This window comes from Pseudomonas sp. DL (assembly GCF_047199225.1).
Classification (GTDB): domain Bacteria; phylum Pseudomonadota; class Gammaproteobacteria; order Pseudomonadales; family Pseudomonadaceae; genus Pseudomonas; species Pseudomonas aeruginosa.
Map to the genome: position 1 here is coordinate 130892 of NZ_CP178323.1, position 18715 is coordinate 149606.

The 18715-nt window shown below is 66.5% G+C and carries 22 protein-coding genes; 13 read left to right on the forward strand and 9 right to left on the reverse strand.

Translation table 11 applies throughout. The features are described 5' to 3' along the window. The first annotated feature begins 19 nt into the window (after positions 1-19). From ACI766_RS00585 to senC, 3 genes are read left to right on the forward strand one after another with little or no spacing between them, the layout of a single operon-like run. Complete coding sequence (locus ACI766_RS00585) at positions 20-1093, forward strand: COX15/CtaA family protein (RefSeq protein ID WP_003117203.1); 1074 nt, start codon at positions 20-22, stop codon at positions 1091-1093. A 25-nt stretch (positions 1094-1118) separates the two neighbouring features. Continuing rightward, positions 1119-2033 carry a heme o synthase gene (gene cyoE / locus ACI766_RS00590; RefSeq protein ID WP_003083746.1) on the forward strand — a complete coding sequence of 305 codons (915 nt, stop codon included), beginning with the start codon at positions 1119-1121 and terminating at the stop codon, positions 2031-2033. Between the two features lie 25 nt (positions 2034-2058). Continuing rightward, complete coding sequence (gene senC, locus ACI766_RS00595; protein ID WP_003083748.1) at positions 2059-2694, forward strand: cytochrome c oxidase copper chaperone SenC; 636 nt, start codon at positions 2059-2061, stop codon at positions 2692-2694. Between the two features lie 39 nt (positions 2695-2733). On the opposite strand, the gene ACI766_RS00600 is transcribed toward senC, so the two are convergent. Further along, a complete protein-coding gene (locus ACI766_RS00600; RefSeq protein WP_412828488.1) occupies positions 2734-3186 on the reverse strand; it encodes a GNAT family N-acetyltransferase in 453 nt (150 codons plus the stop codon). 131 nt (positions 3187-3317) lie between these two features. Between ACI766_RS00600 and ACI766_RS00605 the strand changes: the two genes are divergently transcribed. The 7 genes from ACI766_RS00605 (at position 3318) to ACI766_RS00635 (ending at position 9127) form a co-directional block, all read left to right on the forward strand. Next, a complete protein-coding gene (locus ACI766_RS00605; RefSeq protein ID WP_003083753.1) occupies positions 3318-3791 on the forward strand; it encodes a winged helix-turn-helix transcriptional regulator in 474 nt (157 codons plus the stop codon). Between the two features lie 256 nt (positions 3792-4047). Continuing rightward, on the forward strand, positions 4048-4776 hold the full coding sequence (locus tag ACI766_RS00610; RefSeq protein ID WP_003083755.1) for an SDR family oxidoreductase: 729 nt from the start codon (positions 4048-4050) through the stop codon (positions 4774-4776). A 24-nt stretch (positions 4777-4800) separates the two neighbouring features. Beyond that, positions 4801-5388, forward strand: coding sequence for a 2-hydroxychromene-2-carboxylate isomerase (locus ACI766_RS00615; protein WP_003119512.1), 588 nt, complete (start codon positions 4801-4803; stop codon positions 5386-5388). A 229-nt stretch (positions 5389-5617) separates the two neighbouring features. After that, entirely contained in the window at positions 5618-6967 is a 1350-nt protein-coding gene (locus ACI766_RS00620) for a C4-dicarboxylate transporter DctA (protein WP_003142411.1), read from the forward strand. Between the two features lie 48 nt (positions 6968-7015). Beyond that, positions 7016-7702 carry a FadR/GntR family transcriptional regulator gene (locus tag ACI766_RS00625; protein WP_003083762.1) on the forward strand — a complete coding sequence of 229 codons (687 nt, stop codon included), beginning with the start codon at positions 7016-7018 and terminating at the stop codon, positions 7700-7702. A 100-nt stretch (positions 7703-7802) separates the two neighbouring features. Continuing rightward, positions 7803-8537: a GntR family transcriptional regulator gene (locus ACI766_RS00630; RefSeq protein WP_003101224.1), complete on the forward strand. Its 735-nt coding sequence runs from the start codon at positions 7803-7805 to the stop codon at positions 8535-8537. A 179-nt stretch (positions 8538-8716) separates the two neighbouring features. Beyond that, positions 8717-9127: an aegerolysin family protein gene (locus ACI766_RS00635; RefSeq protein WP_003101225.1), complete on the forward strand. Its 411-nt coding sequence runs from the start codon at positions 8717-8719 to the stop codon at positions 9125-9127. A 31-nt stretch (positions 9128-9158) separates the two neighbouring features. On the opposite strand, the gene ACI766_RS00640 is transcribed toward ACI766_RS00635, so the two are convergent. From ACI766_RS00640 to ACI766_RS00655, 4 genes are all read right to left on the reverse strand, one after another. After that, entirely contained in the window at positions 9159-10067 is a 909-nt protein-coding gene (locus tag ACI766_RS00640; RefSeq protein ID WP_016561475.1) for a LysR family transcriptional regulator, read from the reverse strand. A gap of 299 nt (positions 10068-10366) precedes the next feature. Further along, positions 10367-10648, reverse strand: a complete 282-nt coding sequence (parE, locus tag ACI766_RS00645) for a type II toxin-antitoxin system toxin ParE (RefSeq protein ID WP_003083773.1) — start codon at positions 10646-10648, stop codon at positions 10367-10369. Further along, positions 10645-10872 carry a CopG family ribbon-helix-helix protein gene (locus tag ACI766_RS00650; protein ID WP_003083775.1) on the reverse strand — a complete coding sequence of 76 codons (228 nt, stop codon included), beginning with the start codon at positions 10870-10872 and terminating at the stop codon, positions 10645-10647. The genes parE and ACI766_RS00650 overlap by 4 nt, the downstream gene beginning before the upstream one ends. Before the next feature lie 175 nt (positions 10873-11047). Further along, a complete protein-coding gene (locus ACI766_RS00655; RefSeq protein WP_003101226.1) occupies positions 11048-11668 on the reverse strand; it encodes a hypothetical protein in 621 nt (206 codons plus the stop codon). A gap of 100 nt (positions 11669-11768) precedes the next feature. Here ACI766_RS00655 and ACI766_RS00660 point away from each other — a divergent pair, with 100 nt between their 5' ends. Together ACI766_RS00660 and ACI766_RS00665 are read left to right on the forward strand one after the other, a co-directional pair. Then, a complete protein-coding gene (locus ACI766_RS00660; protein WP_003112629.1) occupies positions 11769-12269 on the forward strand; it encodes an LEA type 2 family protein in 501 nt (166 codons plus the stop codon). A 72-nt stretch (positions 12270-12341) separates the two neighbouring features. Further along, a complete protein-coding gene (locus ACI766_RS00665) occupies positions 12342-12683 on the forward strand; it encodes a zinc ribbon domain-containing protein YjdM (RefSeq protein ID WP_003101229.1) in 342 nt (113 codons plus the stop codon). Positions 12684-12764: 81 nt separating this feature from the next. Here the strand turns inward: ACI766_RS00665 and gabP are convergent, their stop codons facing one another. The 4 genes from gabP to bauA all read right to left on the reverse strand — a co-directional run bounded on the left by gabP (position 12765) and on the right by bauA (position 17571). Next, the gene (gene gabP / locus ACI766_RS00670) at positions 12765-14192 is read right to left on the reverse strand and encodes a GABA permease (protein ID WP_003083784.1); all 1428 of its coding nucleotides are present in this window, start codon (positions 14190-14192) and stop codon (positions 12765-12767) included. Between the two features lie 168 nt (positions 14193-14360). Continuing rightward, complete coding sequence (locus ACI766_RS00675; RefSeq protein WP_003101230.1) at positions 14361-15854, reverse strand: CoA-acylating methylmalonate-semialdehyde dehydrogenase; 1494 nt, start codon at positions 15852-15854, stop codon at positions 14361-14363. Positions 15855-15937: 83 nt separating this feature from the next. Continuing rightward, positions 15938-16225, reverse strand: a complete 288-nt coding sequence (gene bauB, locus ACI766_RS00680; RefSeq protein WP_003083790.1) for a beta-alanine degradation protein BauB — start codon at positions 16223-16225, stop codon at positions 15938-15940. Continuing rightward, the gene (gene bauA, locus ACI766_RS00685; protein WP_003083801.1) at positions 16225-17571 is read right to left on the reverse strand and encodes a beta-alanine--pyruvate aminotransferase; all 1347 of its coding nucleotides are present in this window, start codon (positions 17569-17571) and stop codon (positions 16225-16227) included. Before bauA ends, bauB begins: the two co-directional genes overlap by 1 nt. Before the next feature lie 134 nt (positions 17572-17705). Between bauA and bauR the strand changes: the two genes are divergently transcribed. After that, positions 17706-18623 carry an HTH-type transcriptional activator BauR gene (bauR, locus tag ACI766_RS00690; protein ID WP_003083805.1) on the forward strand — a complete coding sequence of 306 codons (918 nt, stop codon included), beginning with the start codon at positions 17706-17708 and terminating at the stop codon, positions 18621-18623. The last annotated feature ends 92 nt before the right edge of the window (positions 18624-18715 follow it).

Genomic DNA, 18715 nt, shown 5'->3' on the forward strand with positions numbered 1-18715 from the left:
AAGAAAAAGGGGCCCGCGAATGACAGGCGCAACCCGCAAACCCGGTTTCACCGTCGCCGTGCTGGCGACCCTGCTGGCCGCCGTGGTGGTCCTGCTCGGCGCCTATACCCGGCTGACCCACGCCGGCCTCGGCTGTCCGGACTGGCCAGGCTGCTACGGCTTCGTCCACGTGCCGCTGAGCGAGGCGCAACTGGCCCACGCCGAACTGCACTTCCCCGACGCCCCGGTGGAGGCACAGAAGGGCTGGAACGAGATGATCCACCGCTATTTCGCCGGCGCCCTCGGCCTGCTCATCCTTGGCCTGGCGTTGCATGCGCTGGTCCGCCGCGGGCGCGACGGCCAACCGCTGAAGCTGCCGCTGCTGCTGCTCGCGGTGGTGATCGCGCAGGCCGCCTTCGGCATGTGGACGGTGACCCTCAAGCTCTGGCCGCAGGTGGTCACCGCCCATCTGCTCGGCGGCTTCACCACCCTGGCGCTGCTCTTTCTCCTCGCCCTGCGCCTCTCCGGACGCTTCGCGGCGCGGCGCTACCCGGCGGCGACCCGCGGACTGGCGGGGCTGGCCCTGCTCCTGGTGATCGGCCAGATCGCCCTCGGCGGCTGGGTCAGCAGCAACTATGCGGCGGTGGCCTGCATCGACCTGCCCACCTGCCATGGCGAGTGGTGGCCGCGGATGGACTTCGCCAACGGCTTCCACCTGACCCAGCACATCGGCCCCAACTACCTCGGCGGCCAGCTCGACAGCGACGCGCGCACGGCGATCCACATGACCCACCGGATCGGAGCGCTGTGCGTGACCCTGGTCCTCCTGCTGCTCGCCTGGCGCCTGCAGCGCAGCGGCCTGGTCTGGCCGACCGCGCTGATGCTGCTCGGCCTGTCGCTGCAGATCGGCCTGGGCATCAGCAACGTGCTGCTGCACCTGCCGCTGCCGGTGGCGGTGGCGCACAACGGCGGTGGCGCCCTGCTGCTGCTCAGCCTGGTGCTGGTCAACTATCGCCTGCGCGCGCCGGCCAGCGTCCGCGCGCCGGCACCGTCGCCGCAGCGCGTGCGCCGCACGCTGCCGCCGGCGCAAGGTTCGCGGCTGAAGGCCGCCTGACAGACAGAAGGATGGAGGTAAGGATATGGCCACCGTCATCGATCGCCACAGCCAGCCGACCTGGCGCGACTTCCTCGAACTGACCAAGCCCAAGGTCGTGGTGCTGATGCTGATCACCTCGCTGATCGGCATGCTGCTCGCCACCAAGGCGCCGCTGGATGGCTTCGTGCCCTGGCAGGTGCTGATCTTCGGCAACCTCGGCATCGGCCTTTGTGCCGGCGCGGCGGCGGCGGTCAACCATGTGGTGGACCGGCGCATCGACTCGATCATGGCGCGGACCCACAAGCGGCCGCTGGCCGAGGGCCGGGTGTCGCCGAGCATGGCGCTGGGCTTCGCGCTGCTCCTGGCGCTGGCCGGGATGGCCGTGCTGCTGGCCTTCACCAACCCGCTGACGGCCTGGCTGACCCTCGCCTCGCTGCTCGGCTACGCGGCGCTCTACACCGGCTTCCTGAAGCGCGCCACGCCGCAGAACATCGTCATCGGCGGGCTCGCCGGGGCGGCGCCGCCGCTGCTCGGCTGGGTCGCCATCACCGGCCACCTGAGCGCCGAGCCGCTGTTGCTGGTATTGATCATCTTCGCCTGGACCCCACCGCACTTCTGGGCGCTATGCATCCACCGCAAGGACGAATACGCCAAGGCCGATATCCCGATGCTGCCGGTGACCCACGGCGAGCGCTACACCAAGCTGCACATCCTGCTCTATACCCTGGTGCTGTTCGCGGTGAGCCTGATGCCGTTCGTCATCCACATGAGCGGGCTGGTCTACCTGCTCTGCGCCCTGGCCCTGGGCGCGCGCTTCCTCGACTGGGCCTGGGCGCTCTACTGTGACAGCCGGCCACATGCGGCGATAAAGACCTTCAAGTACTCTATCGTCTACCTGTTCCTGCTGTTCATGGCGCTGCTGGTGGACCACTATCTGCCGCTGAAGCTGCTTCTCTGATCCCACTCTAGAGCCTTGCCCACCCATGACTCGAGTCAACAAGACCGTCCTCGTCCTCGTCGCCCTGGTCGCCCTGGTCCTCGGCCTCACCGTGCACAAGGTGCTCACCGCCCAGCGCCAGGCCGATCCCACCGTGCTGCTCGACGCCGGCATCGTGATCCTGCCGCAGACGCGCAAGGTGCCGGCGCTGGAGTTCACCAACCAGGACGGCCAGGCGGTCAGCACCGCCAGTCTCAAGGGTCGCTGGCACCTGCTGTTCTTCGGCTACACCTTCTGCCCCGATGTCTGCCCGACCACCCTCGCCCAGCTCCGCGAATTGCAGGGCAAGCTGCCGCAGGAGGTGCGCGACGACCTGCAGGTGGTATTCGTCAGCGTCGATCCGAACCGCGACACGCCGCAGCAGATCAAGCAATACCTGGGCTACTTCAACGCCGGCTTCCAGGGGCTCACCGGTACTCCGGAGAACATCCAGAAGCTGGCCAACGCCATGAGCATCCCCTACATCCCCGCCGACACCAGCAAGCCCAACTACACCGTCGACCACAGCGGCAACCTGGTGATCATCGGTCCGGACGGCGAGCAGCACGGCTTCATCCGCGCGCCGCTGAACAACGCCAAGCTGGAAGCCCAACTGCCCGGCGTGCTCAAGCCGCAGGCCTGATTCCCTTTCCTTCCCCCACCGTCCGCGGCGTTCCGGGCCTCAGGCCCGGCGCATGCCGATGTGCGGGATGTCGTCTTCCAGGTAGACCTCGGTGACCGCGACGAAGCCATAGCGGCCGTAGTAGGCCTGCAGGTGGGCCTGGGCCGAGAGGTACACCGGGGTGTCCAGCCAGAGGCGCTCCGCCGCCTGCAGCGCGCGTTCCATCAACTGGTGACCGAGCCCCTGGCCGCGCGCGGCCGAGGAACTGACCACCCGGCCGATCACCACCTGGCCCTCGTGGCGAACCGGGTCCAGCAGGCGCAGGTAGGCGAGCAACTGGCCGTCGCGCCAGGCCATCAGGTGATGGGTATCGCCGACCAGGTCGAAGCCGTCGACTTCCTGGTAGGGGCATTTCTGTTCCACCACGAAGACCTCGGTGCGCAATTGCAGCAGCGCGTAGAGTTCCTTCAGGGTGAGGTCGGCGTGGTGCTTGCAGGTCCAGTCGAGCGACATGGTCGGGATTCCGGGACAGGAGACAGGAACGCGGTTATGCCATGGGCGGCGGGCCGCTGGAAAGGCGTGGCCGGTCGGTTTCGTTTCAGAACCCACGCGACTATCCTTTGCCGAACGGCTGGAGGTGTCTCATGCGTTGGGAAGAACTGAGCGAACAACCCTGTTCGCTGGCGCGGGTGCTGGCGATCCTCGGCGATCGCTGGACCCTGCTGGTATTGCGCGACTGCTTTCTCGGCGTGCGCCGTTTCGACGACTTCGAGCGCAGCCTCGGCGTGACCCGTCACGTCCTCGCCGACCGCCTCAAGCGCCTTGTCGAAGCGGAGATACTGGCCAAGGTGCCCTACCAGGAAAGGCCGCTGCGCGAGGAATACCGGCTTACCGAGAAAGGGATGGAACTGTACCCGGCCATCCTTTCCCTGGTGAACTGGGGCGACCGCCACCTCGCCGGCGTCGAGGGGCCGCCGCTGGAGCATGTGCACAAGCATTGCGGCCAGCACATGCATGGCGTGCTGGTCTGTTCCGAATGCGGTGAGCCGCTGCACGCGCGGGACGTGACGGTACGCGAGGGGCTGTTCTGGAAGGGGCGCCTGCTGCGGCGCGGCTGAGCGTTCCAGGCCTGGCCGCCGACGCGAATCGGCGGATAAACGCCGATGGCGTTACGGCAGGAAGGACGCTGTCGTACCAGGCTCCGCCGACCGGTCCCCTCTCTTCAGGGAGAGGACGTGCCGGGCAGGCCGGGACAGGCAGAGTAATTGGTGCGCGGATATCACTCGAGCCCTTGCCAGTTGACAAGTTCCTTTTAAGAACTAACTATCGTCTCTATTGGGTTCTAAAAAAGAACTAACAAGAGAGGCCTCTGCAATGACCCAGCGCAAAGCGGTTCTGGTAATGGGCGCCGGCGACGCCACCGGTGGCGCCATCGCCCGGCGGTTCGCCCGCGAGGGCTACGTGGCGTGCGTCGCCCGGCGCAACGCGGAGAAGCTGGAGCCGCTGGTGCAGGCCATCCGCGACCAAGGCGGCGAGGCCCTGGCCTGCGGCTGCGACGCACGCCAGGAGCAGCAGGTGATCGACCTCTTCGCCCGCATCGAGGGTGAGGTCGGTGCGCTGGAGGCGGTGATCTTCAACGTCGGCGCCAACGTCTGGTTCCCGATCACCGAAACCACCGAACGGGTCTATCGCAAGGTCTGGGAGATGGCCGCCTTCGGCGGCTTCCTCACCGGCCGCGAGGCGGCGCGGGTGATGCTGCCGCGGCAGCGCGGAACGATCATCTTCACTGGCGCCACCGCCTCGTTGCGCGGCCGCGCGCATTTCGCCGCGTTCTCCGGCGCCAAGTTCGCCCTGCGTGCCCTGGCCCAGAGCATGGCGCGCGAGCTGGGGCCGAAGGGCATCCACGTCGCCCACCCGATCATCGACGGCGCCATCGACACCGACTTCATCCGCGAAACCCTGCCCGAGCTGTACAAGCGCAAGGAGCAGGACGGCATCCTCGATCCCGAGCACATCGCCGAGACCTACTGGCAGATCCACTGCCAGCCGCGCGACTGCTGGGTGCACGAACTGGACCTGCGCCCCTGGATGGAAACCTTCTGATCCCCGCCACGGAAAGAGCCACGCATGAGCAAGCAAATCGAGTTCTTCTTCGACTTCGGCAGTCCCACCACCTACCTCGCCTGGACCCAACTGCCGCGCATCGCCGCCGCCCATGGCGCGAGCATCGCCTGGCGGCCGATGCTGCTGGGCGGCGTGTTCAAGGCCACCGGCAACCATTCGCCGATCGAGGTGCCGGCCAAGGGGCGCTACACCCTCCACGACCTGGCGCGCTATGCGAAACGCTACGGCGTGCCGCTGGCCTTCAACCCGGCCTTCCCGATCAACACCCTGACGCTGATGCGCGGCGCCCAGGGCTATCTCGGCGGCGAAGGGTTCCAGCCCTACCTGAAAGCGGTGTTCGAAGCGTTGTGGGTACGACAGCAGAACCTCGGCAAGCCCGAGGTGGTCGCCCAGGTGCTGGCGGAGGCTGGGTTCGATCCGGATGAGTTCCTCCGCCTGGTTGGCGACGAGCAGGTCAAGGAGGGGCTCAAGGCGACCACCGAAGAGGCGGTGCGGCGCGGCGTCTTCGGCGCGCCCAGCTTCTTCGTCGGCGACCAGTTGTTCTTCGGCCAGGATCGCCTCGATTTCGTCGCCGAGGCCCTCGCCGGCTGATCTCCCCTTCCCCGCGGCGAGCCGCTCTGGCCCGCCGCCTTGCGCCATCCGAGCGCCCTTGTCCCGGCTGCGGCCCGCGCGTGCCGTGGTTCCTGGCCATTCGTCGCGCCCGCCGATAGCGGCTTGTCAGGCTGACTTCTTTGCGTATAGGCTGAACTGGTCAGACCGGTAATACCACAATAAAAATGCGTTCATCGCCCGCCTCCGCGAGGCCCGATGGAAGCGCCGAATGGAGACTCCTGCGATGTTCATCAAGCGCTGTTCCCGCTCGATATTCCTGCAAGTCGTGATTGGCCTGGTGATAGGCGTGATCTGCGGGGTCGGCATTCCCGACCTGGCCGTGCAGATGAAGCCGCTGGGCGATGGCTTCATCAAGCTGATCAAGATGCTCATCGCACTGATCGTCTTCTGCGTGGTGGTCAACGGCATCTCCGGCGCCGGTGACCTGAAGAAGGTCGGCCGCATCGGCCTGAAGTCGGTGATCTACTTCGAAATCCTCACCACCATCGCCCTGGTCCTCGGCCTGGTGGTCGCCTACAGCCTGGGCCTGGGCAGCGGCGCCAACATCCATCTCAACGAACTGCCCGCCGGCGACGTCGCCCTGTATACCGGGCGCACCCAGGAGATCCACGGCCCCGTGGCATTCCTCATGGGCCTGATCCCGACCTCTGTGTTCAGCGCCTTCGCCGAGAACGACATCCTCCAGGTCCTGCTGTTCTCCGTGCTGTTCGGCAGCGCCCTGAACCTGGTCGGCGAGCAGGCCAGCGGCGTGGCCCGCCTGATCAACGAATTCAGCCACATCGTGTTCCGCATCATGGGCATGATCGTGCGCCTGGCACCGCTCGGCGTGTTCGGCGCGGTGGCCTTCACCACCGCCCGCTACGGCGTCGACTCGCTCAGCCACCTGGGCGCGCTGGTGCTGGTGTTCTACGCCACCTGCCTGGTCTTCGTCATGGCGGTGCTCGGCAGCGTCCTGCGTCTCTCCGGGGTGCGCATGCTGCCGTTCCTGCGCTACTTCCGCGAAGAGCTGCTGATCGTGATGGGCACCGCCTCCTCCGACGCGGTGCTGCCGCAGGTGATGCGCAAGCTCGAGCACATGGGCATCCGTAGCTCCACGGTAGGCCTGGTGATTCCCACCGGCTACTCGTTCAACCTCGACGGATTCTCGATCTACCTGACCCTGGCGGTGGTGTTCATCGCCCACGTCACCGGCACGCCGCTGGCGATGACCGACCTGATCACCATCCTGCTGGTTTCGCTGGTCACCTCCAAGGGCGCCCACGGCATTCCCGGCTCGGCCCTGGTGATCCTCGCCGCCACCCTCACCGCGGTGCCGGCGATCCCGGTGGCCGGCCTGGTGCTGGTGCTTTCGGTGGACTGGTTCATGGGCATCGGCCGCGCGCTGACCAACCTGATCGGCAACTGCGTGGCCACCGTGACCATCGCCCGCTGGGAAAACGACATCGATATGCCGCGCGCGCAGGCCATACTCGACGGGCGCCTGGAGGCGCCGGCCAAGGCCGACGGCGAGCCGCTCAAGCGCAGCGCGGTGGCCGGGGAAGGCAAGCTGCATGGCTGACGCGCCGAGGCGCGTTGCACGTCCGATTGGCAAGTAAAGGGAGGCGACATGTTTTCTTCGTCCAAGCTGGTCAACGCGGTTGCCCAGCGCCTGCTCGACACCATCGAGCAGGGTCGCTGGGTCGCCGGCCAGATGTTGCCCGGCCAGCGCGAGCTGGCTGAACAGATGGAAATCAGCCGGCCGAGCCTGCGCGAGGCGATCATGGTCCTGGAGACCCTGGGCGTGGTCCGTTCGCTGCCGGGCAAGGGCGTGATGGTCCTCGAACGCAGCGAACCGCTGCGCGAGGTCGCGGCGCCCGGCGAGGCGACCATGGAAGACGTCCTGCAACTGCGCTATGCGCTGGAGCCGTTCATCGTCGGCATCGTCGCGCAGAGCGCCGGGGCGGCGGAGATCAGCGAACTGCGGCTGTTGCTGCTGGACCTGCGCGAAGCGGTCGAGGATGGCGACCCGCAGGCTCTGGTTGAGGCCTACACGGCCTTCCACCGGCGCCTGGTGAAGCTCACCTCGAACCCGATCTTCCTCAGCGTTTCCGAACAGATCGGCAGCGCCCTGGAACGCAGCGACAACCTGGTGCGCCGCCAGCCGGAATACGCCGAGGAGATCCTCCAGGAACACGACGCCATCCTCCGTGCGATCCGCCAGCACGACAGCGAGCGGGCGAGCCAGGCGATGCGCCAGCACATCCTCAACGAAGGCGCGCGCCTGAACATCGACCTGCGCTTGCCGCAGGTCTGATCGCCCGCGCCAGGGTTCCAACCCGGGACCGTCGCGGCGCCCGGACGGCTTTCGTCCGCCGCCTGCGAAGGCCCACAAGCACGACTCGACAGGTGTGAACATGGTCGGATTCGAAGCACGTACCCAGCAGGGCGCCGCGCTGCGCCCCACCAGCCATTTCGTCTACGAAAGCATCTACACGGCAATCCTGGAAAAGCGCCTGGCGCCGGCCGCCAAGCTGAGCAAGGAAACCCTCGGGCAGATCTTCCGGGTCAGCAACGGCACCATCCAGCGTGCCCTCACCCGTCTCGCCGAGGACGGCGCGGTGGTGATGCCGCCGAAGGAAGTCGCCAGCGTCGCCCGCCCGGACGAGCGCCAGGCGCGGCAGGTGCTGGACGCGCGCCTGCTGGTGGAAAGCGAAGTGGTGCGGCAACTTCCCGCGGGGCTGGATCCCGCCACCCTTGCCGAGCTACGGGCGCTGGTCGACGAGGAGCAGGCTTGCCTCGCGGCCCGCGACAGCGCCGGGCTGATCCGTCTCGCCGGGCGCTTCCACCTGCGCCTGGCCGAACTGACCGAGAATCCCTTGCTGCAGGGTTTCGTCCGTGGCCTGGTGGCACGCGCCTCGCTGGACATCGCGCTGAACAAGGGGGCGGTCTATACCGCCGAGGCCTGCGCCGCGCAGCGCGCCCTGCTCGATGCCCTGGAGGACGGCGACAGCGCGGCGGCGGCTGCGCTGATGGACGCTTACCTGCGAGGCCTGTTCGCCCGCATGCGCTTCCTGCCTCCACCCACCACCGACCTGCGCGAGGCATTCGGCATGAAGGCCCCTCGCGGGGAAAAACGCCGGAGGGCCTGACCTCCCCGGCCGCCGCCTACCAGATCTGGCAGGCGGTGGTGGCTGGTGGCCAGCCTATAGTGAAGCGGGTCAGGGATGGCGCCGTGCTGGTCGAAGTAGCCAAGGGTCCGTTGTGAGCGCCCGGTCCTGTCCGTGACGTCCTACAGGAAGCTGTGAACGCATGGTTAACGGAGATCGACATGGCATACGCAGAATGGATCGCAGTGAAGGTCGTGGTATCCAAATCCATCGGCACGGTGGGCATCCGCAACGCCACCTTGCAATGGGGCAAGTTCTACCGCTACACCAACAAGGACGACGAGATTTCCACCGAGGAAGTCAGCAGCATGAACGTGCAGGCCGGCAGCCCGCAATGGATCGCCTCCTGCGGACGGGAGAACGCTTCGTCCGGCACCCAGGGCAGCTTCGACTGCTACGACGGCAACACCAAGATGGGCACCTTCAGCTGGGATGACCCGTGGAAATCCGGCGCCACCAACACCTGGAGCTTCACGCCGGCATCGGCGGACTATGCTGGCATCACCAGCGGCGGCAACGCTACGGGCACGGACATCGGCGAGGTCACCCTGACCCTCGGCCGCTTCTCCTGACGGTACCTGGAGCTGGCCGGCAGTCCGTCGGTCAGCTCCAGCGCTCATCCCCGTCCGTGGCGAACGCTCGCCGCAGCGCCTCGATGGCGACCTTCACCTTGGCCGGCTGGGCCTCGCGCCGTGGCGTCACCGCATAGATGCCGAGCCCGGGAATCCTCCACTCCGGCAATAGCTGTTGCAGGCGCCCGTCGTTCAGCGCGTCGCGCACCTCCGGCAGCGGCTGGTAGGACACGCCGAGTCCGTCGAGGGTGAACTGACGCACCGCGAGCATCCCGTTGGCGGCCACCCGTGGCTCCAGGCGCAGTTTGCAGACTTCCCCGCCCGGCCCGCTGAGCGTCAGGTGGTTGAGGTGGTTCGAGGTGTTCAGGGAAATCCAGTCGACCTCGGTCAACTGCTCCGGACGGTTGATGGGCGCCCGTTGGCGCAAATAGGCCGGCGCCGCGCAGAGCACGCTGCTCCAATCGCCGAGGTGGCGCGCCACCAGGCTGGAGTCGGCGAGATGGCCGACGCGTATCGCCAGGTCGATGCGCTCGGCGACCAGATCGATGCGCTCGTCCTGGAAGAACAGCTGCAGGCGCAACTGGCGGTGGTTCTCCAGCAACGGTTTCAGCGCCTGGGTGATCAGCGTGCCGGAGAACCCCACCGGCGCCGCCAGGCGCAACTCACCCACCGGCGCATCGCGCCATTCGCCAAGCCGCCGCTCGGCTTCCTCGGCGATCGCCAGCATCTGCGCGCAACTGCGATAGAACGCCTCGCCGGCCTCGGTCAGGGTCAGCCGGCGGGTGGTGCGATGCAGCAAAGTGACCTGGGCGCGGCTCTCCAGCTTGCGGATCTGCTGGCTGACTGCCGAAGGGGTCATGCCCAGGCTCTGGGCCGCGGCTGCCATCGAGCCCTTGTCCACCACAGTGGCGAAGATCGCCATGCCTTTCAGCGAATCCATGCCGGTTCCTCCTTGCGGGAGACTGCGCCTGGGGAAAAGTCACCGGAAAAGGCGCGAGAAAGCATGCCCAGCGGGCGAGGTCGTCGAGTTACGGAAAAATACGGACGCGTATGGGAGCGAAGCATGAGTCAGCCAAAGAACTAATCAGGTCGCAGTGGTCGCATGTTGGTCGCTCTCATTGGTCAGGTCGAAAAATGTCCATTTTTTGTGAGTTATGGATGTTTCGTCCGAAATAATTCACTACGTACAAGTCAAGGGAAATATTCATTTTGAAACATCTTGTAACCGTGTGACCACTTTCAGGGGGTAATTTCGACCCTGTCGATGCGCAAAATCTGGATTTCCTTGCCTTTAACCCGAAACGGGGCGCTGAACGGCCAGCGCTCCAGGGTCAGGGTGCGTACGCCTGGCACCTCGCTGGGCCGCCCTGCCCCCTGGTTGGCTACCTGCTGCAGCGGTTTCACCTGCTCGACGATGTCCTGAACGGCTTTCAGAGCTTTTTCCGGGCCGATCAGCACGACGTAATGGTCGTAGATGGCGTCCAGGTCGGCGGCCGCCTTGCGGGTCCACTTCAGGCTCATTGCAGCCCCCAGCGCTTCTCGATCTCGGTGTGTTCCAGCAGGCGACCGGCATTGGCATCGGCCAAGCCTTCATCGATGGCAGCGACCTGCCACTGCTGCCTTTCCAGGTACTGCGCGAGCGCCTGCCGCAGGTGGTAGGGGCGGTCGCGGTGGGTGGCGCGGGCCAGTTCGTCGAGGGCCGCGACCAGGGCGTCATCGGCGCGGAACGAGACTACGGTGCTCATTTTCTGATCAGCTTCGTTTTCGATGTATACGGTGTTTACAGTGAAAACGAATGTATACGAAAGCTTTCGGGCGAGCAATCGCCCGGCTGTTTCGTCCGTCGAAAAAACCTTTATCGATCAGTGGGTTGAATGAGGAGCCCGCCCCGAGCGGGGCGGGCGGAAGGACGGCGTGGGATTACCAGGCCTGGTTGAAGTGGAAGCCCTGCCTGGGCGAGAAGCGGGTGTTGACGAGCTTGTAGCCTTCCTCGCCGCGTGGCTTGACCAGCGAGACCTGGCCGACCTGCGGTTGGGTGATCTGTTGCAGGGTGGTCAGGCTGGCCTGCTTGAGCACCTCGGGGTTCTTCGCCCAGTCCTTCACTTCGCGTGGCTTGACCTCGACGGTGACCAACCAGCCCTTTTCCACGGCCGGGCCGTAGTCGTCGGGCTTGGCGGGGTCCACCGAACGGACGCTGACGTCGAAGCCGCTGCTGTAGCAGAAGGCCTTCGACTCGGGCTTGTAGTCCTCGCGGCCGGCGGGCGTGAGGTCGTAGGAATCGCCGTCGCGGCGCAGCAGGCCGACGCCGACCAGCGCGTCGTAGACCGCGGCGTTGCCTTTCGCCGGGCCGGGGCCGGAGAAGCTGTCGGAGAGCGTCACCGGGAACGTCTTGAACAGGGTGGAGCTGGCGCAGGCGGGTTTGTCGAAGCCGCGCTCGGCGAGCAGGCGGGCGATCTCCTCGCTGGACGGAGCGGAGTCCGAGCAGGCGGCGAGGAACAGTGGGAGGGCGGCGACGAGGCCGCGCAGAACGCGTGTAGGCATGGGCATGTCCTTTGTCCATTGGCGCAGCCGGATCGGCTGCGCGGCGAATTCTAGCGGCTGTGGCACCATGGGCGCACATTCGACCCAAGGAGGAGAACCCATGCGCCTGCCTGCGAACCTCGGCCGCCTGCTGCCGGCCCTGTGCCTGGGCGTCCTGTTGAGCGCCTGCAGCACCTTCGGCCAGCGCGATCCGTTGCGTATCGACCTGGTCGGCCTGGAACCCCTGCCGGGGCAAGGCATGGAGATGCGCTTCATGGTCAAGCTGCGGGTACAGAACCCCAACGACGAGCCGATCGAATACAACGGCATCGCCCTCGACCTCGACGTCAACGGCCAGCCCCTGGCCAGCGGCGTCAGCGACCAGACCGGCGAGGTGCCGCGCTTCGGCGAGCGGGTGGTGAGCGTGCCGCTGACCGTCTCCGCCTTTTCCGCCTTCCGCCAGGCCTGGGGCCTGAGCAACAACGCTCCGACCCAGGGCATGCCCTACGTGGTGAAGGGCAAGCTCGCCGGAGGCCTGTTCGGCACCGTGCGCTTCAGCGAAAAGGGCACCCTCGACTTCTCCGGGCCGGCCGTCGGCGCGCCGAAGACCAAGGGGCTCTGAGGCGGTTCGGCAGGGGAGCGAGAAACCCTATATAATCTGCGGTTTTCGTCCCCCTGCTGAAGAGAGAATGCCGTGAGCACGCTGCCGCCCTGTCCCCAATGCAACTCCGAATACACCTACGAGGATGGTGCGCTGCTGGTCTGCCCGGAGTGCGCCCATGAATGGTCGCCGAACGAGGCCGCTACGGCGTCCGATGATGGCAAGGTGATCAAGGATTCGGTGGGCAACGTTCTCCAGGACGGCGATACCATCACCGTGATCAAGGACCTGAAAGTGAAAGGCTCCTCGCTGGTGGTGAAGGTCGGCACCAAGGTGAAGAACATCCGCCTGGTGGACGGCGACCACGACATCGATTGCAAGATCGACGGCATTGGCGCGATGAAGCTGAAATCGGAATTCGTCAGGAAGGTCTGAGACGACCTTGCCTGAAGAAGCCCGGCCATTGGCCGGGCTTTTCTTTGGAGGGCTGTCTGGGTTATTCCCCCGGTGGTGGACTCAGACCCGCGCCGTCTTCCCGGCGTAGTCCTCGCCGAGGCGCGGCTTGCGTCGCGCGTTGAGCAGCCCGAGGCAGACGGTGAAGATCGTCAGCAGAGCGGTGGCGAACACCTCGTGACGGTGCTCCGGCATGATCAGCATGATGCTCAGCGCGGCGACGATGAACAGGATCACCGCCCAGGTCAGCCAGGGATATAGCCACATGCGGAACTCGATGGGCTGGCCGCTGGCCTGCAATTGCTTGCGCATGCGCAACTGGGCCACGGCGATCACCAGGTACACCAGTAGCGCCACGGCGCCGGAGCTGGCGAGGAGGAAGGTGAAGACCTTCTCCGGTGCGAAGTAGTTGACGATGGTGGTGAGGAAGCCCACCGCGGTGCTGGCCAGCACCGCCGGGCGTGGTACGTGGGCGGTGTTGGTCAGCTTGAGCACGCTCGGGGCGTCGCCGCGCTTGGCCAGGGAGAAGACCATCCGCGACGAGGTGTAGATCGCCGAGTTCAGGCAACTGGCCACGGCGACCAGTACCACCAGGTCGACGATCAGCTTGGCGTGCGGGATGTCCAGCAGCTCCAGGGCGCGCTGGTAGGAGCCGACCTGGATCAGCAGCGGGTCGTTCCACGGCACGATGGAGATCACGATGAAGATCGACACCAGGTAGAACAGGCCGATCCGCCAGATCACCGAGTTGGTGGCGCGGGTGATCTGCTTCGCCGGGTCCTTGGACTCGGCGGCGGCGATGGTGACGATCTCGGTGCCCATGAAGCTGAACATGGTCGTCAGCAGGGCGCCGAGCACCGCGCCGTAGCCGTTCGGCACGAAGCCGCCGTGGCTCGCCATCAGGCTGGACAGGCCGCTGACCTCACGCTCCGGCAGGCCGCCGACGATGGCCACCGCGCCGAGCACGATGAAGGCGATGATGGCGATCACCTTGAGCAGCGCGAACCAGAACTCGAACTCGCCGTAGCGGGCCACGCTGAAGAGGTTGGTGACGGTGAGCAGGAAGGTCACCGCGAGGGCGAAGATCCAGGTGTCGATGGCCGGGAACCAGGCGTTGAGGATGGCCGCGGCGGCGATCGCTTCGAGTGGGATCACCAGCACCCAGAACCACCAGTAGAGCCAGCCGATGGTGAAACCGGCCCAGCGGCCGATGGAGCGGTCGGCGTAGGTGGAGAAGGAACCGGTATCGGGGGAGGCGACCGCCATTTCGCCGAGCATGCGCATGACCAGCACCACCAGGGTGCCGGCGATCAGGTAGGCGAGCAGGGCGGCCGGGCCGGCGGCGGCGATGGCATGGCCGGAGCCGACGAACAGGCCGGCGCCGATCACCCCGGCGATCGACAGCATGGTGACGTGGCGTTGTTTCAGGCCGGGCGCGAGCGAGGCGTTGCGCTTGTTCGGCAGTTGTGAAGCCAGTACGACTTTGGACATCGTTGAGACCCTTTAATTGTTCTTGGGCAAGGTCTGGGCCGCCTTGTGGGCGACGCCATGGGTGCGGCCGTGGGTGAGGTTTCACGGCGGTGGAACGTTGCGGACTCCTGATTGCGGAAAAAGAAAAAAGGCATGGTCGTTACCGACCATGCCTGTCGTCGTCAGCCTTCAGAGGCTGGGGAAGGCGAATTGCGAGGCCTCGTGGCTGGCCCGCTGCGGCCAGCGCTGGGTGATGGCCTTGCGTCGGGTGTAGAAGCGCACGCCGTCCGGGCCGTAGGCGTGGAGGTCGCCGAACAGCGAGCGCTTCCAGCCGCCGAAGCTGTGGTAGGCCACCGGCACCGGCAGCGGGACGTTGACGCCGACCATGCCGACCTCGATCTCGTCGCAGAACAGGCGTGCGGCCTCGCCGTCGCGGGTGAAGATGCAGGTGCCGTTGCCGTATTCGTGGTCGTTGATCAACTGCATGGCCTCTTCCAGGCTGTTGACGCGAACCACGCACAGCACCGGGCCGAAGATCTCTTCCTTGTAGATGGTCATTTCCGGGGTCACCCGGTCGAACAGGCTGCCGCCGAGGAAGAAGCCGTTCTCGTGGCCGGCGACCTGGTAGCCGCGGCCGTCCACCACCAGCTCCGCGCCCTGGGCCACGCCGCTGTCGATGTAGCCGGTGACCTTGGCCTGCGCGGCGGCAGTGACCAGCGGGCCCATGTCGAGGCCGCAGGAAGTGCCGGCGCCGATCTTCAGCGCCTTGATCTGCGGAACCAGCTTGGCGATCAGCGCGTCGGCCACCTGGTCGCCGACGCATACCGCCACCGAGATCGCCATGCAGCGCTCGCCGCAGGAGCCGTAGGCGGCACCCATCAGCGCGCTGACGGCGTTGTCGAGGTCGGCGTCGGGCATCAGCACCGCATGGTTCTTCGCGCCGCCCAGGGCCTGCACGCGCTTGCCGCGCTTGGTGCCCTCGGCATAGATGTATTCGGCGATGGGGGTCGAGCCGACGAAGCTGATGGCCTTCACTTCCGGCGCCTGGAGCAGGCCGTCCACGGCTTCCTTGTCGCCGTGCACCACGTTCAGCACGCCCTTCGGCAGGCCGGCTTCGTGGAACAGCTCGGCGATCAGCAGGGTGGAGCTGGGGTCGCGCTCGGAGGGCTTGAGGATGAAGGTGTTGCCGCAGGCGATGGCCAGCGGGTACATCCACAGCGGCACCATCGCCGGGAAGTTGAACGGGGTGATCCCGGCGACCACGCCGATCGGCTGGAAGTCGCTCCAGGCGTCGATGTTCGGGCCGACGTTGCGGCTGTACTCGCCCTTGAGGATTTCCGGGGCGGCGCAGGCGTACTCGACGTTCTCGATGCCGCGCTTGAGTTCGCCGGCGGCGTCTTCCAGGGTCTTGCCGTGCTCTTCGCTGATCAGCTTGGAAATCCGCGCCTCGTTCTGCTCCAGCAGTTGCTTGAAGCGGTACAGCACCTGTGCACGCTTGGCCGGCGGGGTGTTGCGCCAGGCCGGGAAAGCGGCCCTGGCGGCATCGATGGCTTTCTGCAGGGTCTTGCCGTCGGCCAGCGGGACCTTGTGGATGGCTTCGCCGGTGGAGGGGTTGAAGACGTCGGCGCTGCGGCCGTTGTCGGCGACCATTTCGCCGTTGATCAGGTGGTGGAGGGTGCCCATCTTGTCTTGTTCTCTCTTCGCTAGGGGTGACGAAAGGGCCGTGGCCCTTTCCCTTTACCCGCTCCCTGGGGAGCGGGTGCGGATTACTTGATCTCGGTCTCGACGAAGACCACTTCGTGTGCGCTGGCGTTGATCACGTTGTGCTCGACGCCGGCCTTGCGGAAGTAGGCCTGTCCGGCGACCAGCGGCGCGTGGCGGTCGCCCTCGGGGGTTTCCAGCAGCAGCGTGCCGTCGGTCAGCGGTACCACCACATAGTCGTGGCCGTGGCGGTGGCGCCCGGTTTCCGCGCCGGGGGCGAAGCGCCATTCGGTCACGATCACCTCGGCGTTGTCCACCTGCACGGTGGGTACGGCTTGCGGGCGGCCGCTCATCAGGCGATGCCGTTGAGCGCTTCGCCGACCGCGTCGAACAGGCGGTCCAGCTCTTCCGGCCTGGCGTTGAAGGTCGGGCCGAATTGCAGGGTATCGCCGCCGAAGCGCACGTAGAAACCCTGTTGCCAGAGCTTCATGCCGGCCTCGAACGGACGCACGGTCGGATCGCCGTCGCGCGGGGCGATCTGGATCGCGCCGGCCAGGCCGCAGTTGCGGATGTCGATGACGTTCTTCGCGCCTTGCAGGCCGTGCAGGCCCTTCTCGAAGTGCGGCGCCAGCTCGGCGGACTGCTGCACCAGGTTGTCCCTGGCCAGGATGTCCAGCGCGGCGAGGCCGGCGGCGCAGGCGACCGGGTGCGCGGAGTAGGTGTAGCCGTGGCTGAACTCCACCGCGTGCTCGGGCAGCGCCTGGTTCATGAAGGTGTCGTAGATCTCGCTGCTGGCGATCACCGCGCCCATCGGCACGGCGCCGTTGGTGACCTGCTTGGCGACGTTCATCAGGTCCGGGGTGACGCCGAAGTACTCGGCGCCGCTGTAGGTGCCCAGGCGGCCGAAGGCGGTGATCACCTCGTCGAAGATCAGCAGGATGTTGTGCTGGTCGCAGATCTCGCGCAGGCGCTGCAGGTAGCCGACCGGCGGTACCAGTACGCCGGCGGAGCCGGACATCGGCTCGACGATCACCGCGGCGATGTTCGAGGCGTCGTGCAGTTCGATCAGCTTGAGCAGCTCGTTGGCCAGCTCGACGCCGCCGGTCTGGGCCATCCCGCGGGTGAACGCCATGCCCGGTTGCAGGGTGTGCGGCAGGTGGTCGACGTCCATCAGTTGGCCGAACATCTTGCGGTTGCCGCCGATCCCGCCGAGGCTGGTGCCGGCGACGTTGACCCCGTGGTAGCCGCGGGCGCGGCCGATCAGCTTGGTCTTCTGCGGCTGGCCTTTCAGGCGCCAGTAGGCGCGGGCCATCTTGATCGAGGTGTCGGCGCACTCGGAGCCGGAACCGGTGAAGAACACGTGGTTCAGTTCGCCTGGCAGCAACCCGGCGATCTTCTCGGCCAACTGGAAGGACAGCGGATGGCCGTACTGGAAGCCCGGCGAGTAGTCGAGGGTACCGAGCTGGCGAGCCACCGCCTCCTGGATTTCCTTGCGCGAGTGGCCGGCGCCGCAGGTCCACAGGCCGGACAGGCTGTCGTAGACCTTGCGGCCCTTGTCGTCGGTCAGCCAGCTGCCTTCGGCGGCGACGATGATCCGCGGGTCCTTCTGGAAGTTGCGGTTGGCGGAGAAGGGCATCCAGTGGGCGCGCAGGTTGAGTTCGCTGGAAACCGGCGGGGCCACGTTGAGCGGCTGGTTCATCGTTCGATCCTCGGGCTTTCTTGTTGGAAGGTTCCGCGCACGCGGCGGCGGAGCGTTGGATCAAGCTTGGCCCTGACGAAAGGTTAGATAAAGCTTATTCTTCTCACGTTTAGTTTCGACTGGGTAAAACAATAATGGCCAAATCCCGCAACCCGTCGCTCGGCCAGGTCAGCGATTTCGATATCCGCCTGCTGCGCATCTTCAAGACCATCGTCGAGTGCGGCAGTTTCTCCGCCGCGGAGAGCACTCTCGGCCTCAGCCGCTCGGCGATCAGCCTGCACATGGGCGACCTGGAGAAGCGCCTGGGCATGCGCCTGTGCCAGCGCGGCCGCGCCGGCTTCGCCCTGACCGACGAGGGCCGCGAGGTCTATCGCGCGACCCAGACCCTGCTGGCGGCGCTGGAGGGGTTCCGCGCCGAGGTCAACGACCTGCACCAGCACCTGCGCGGCGAACTCAACATCGGCATCATCAACAACCTGGTGACCCTGCCGCAGATGCGCATCACCCACGCTCTCAGCGCGCTCAAGGGGCAGGGACCGCAGGTGCGGATCAACATCGGCATGACCACCCCCAACGAGATCGAACTGGGCGTGCTCGACGGCCACCTGCATGTCGGCGTGGTGCCGTTGATCAGTCCGCTGTCGGGGCTCGAGTACCTGCCGCTGTATGACGAGCACGCGCAGCTCTATTGCAGCCGCGGCCACGCACTGTTCGAGCGCGCCGACGGCGATATCGCGGTGGACGAGGTGCTCGCCGCGGACGCCGTGGCGCCCAGCTACCGCCTGCCCGCCGAAGCCCAGGCGCGCCACCAGGAGCTGAACAACAGCGCCAGCGCCTCGGACCGCGAGGGCATGGCATTCCTGATCCTGACCGGCAACTTCATCGGCTACCTGCCGTCGCACTACGCTGCCGACTGGGTCGCCGCCGGGATGCTGCGGCCCCTGCTGCCGGAGCGTTTCCACTATGCCATCGCGCTGACCATCGTGACCCGCAAGGGACGCCGGCCGAACCTGGTGCTGGAGCGCTTCCTGGAGGCGGTGGCGGTGTCGTGAGGGCGCGGATGGAGTAACGCGAGCTTCGGCCGCCCGCCGAACGGCGTCTTTTCTCTACGGCGCGAGGAGGTGGCATGCAGCGACGGGCCGAG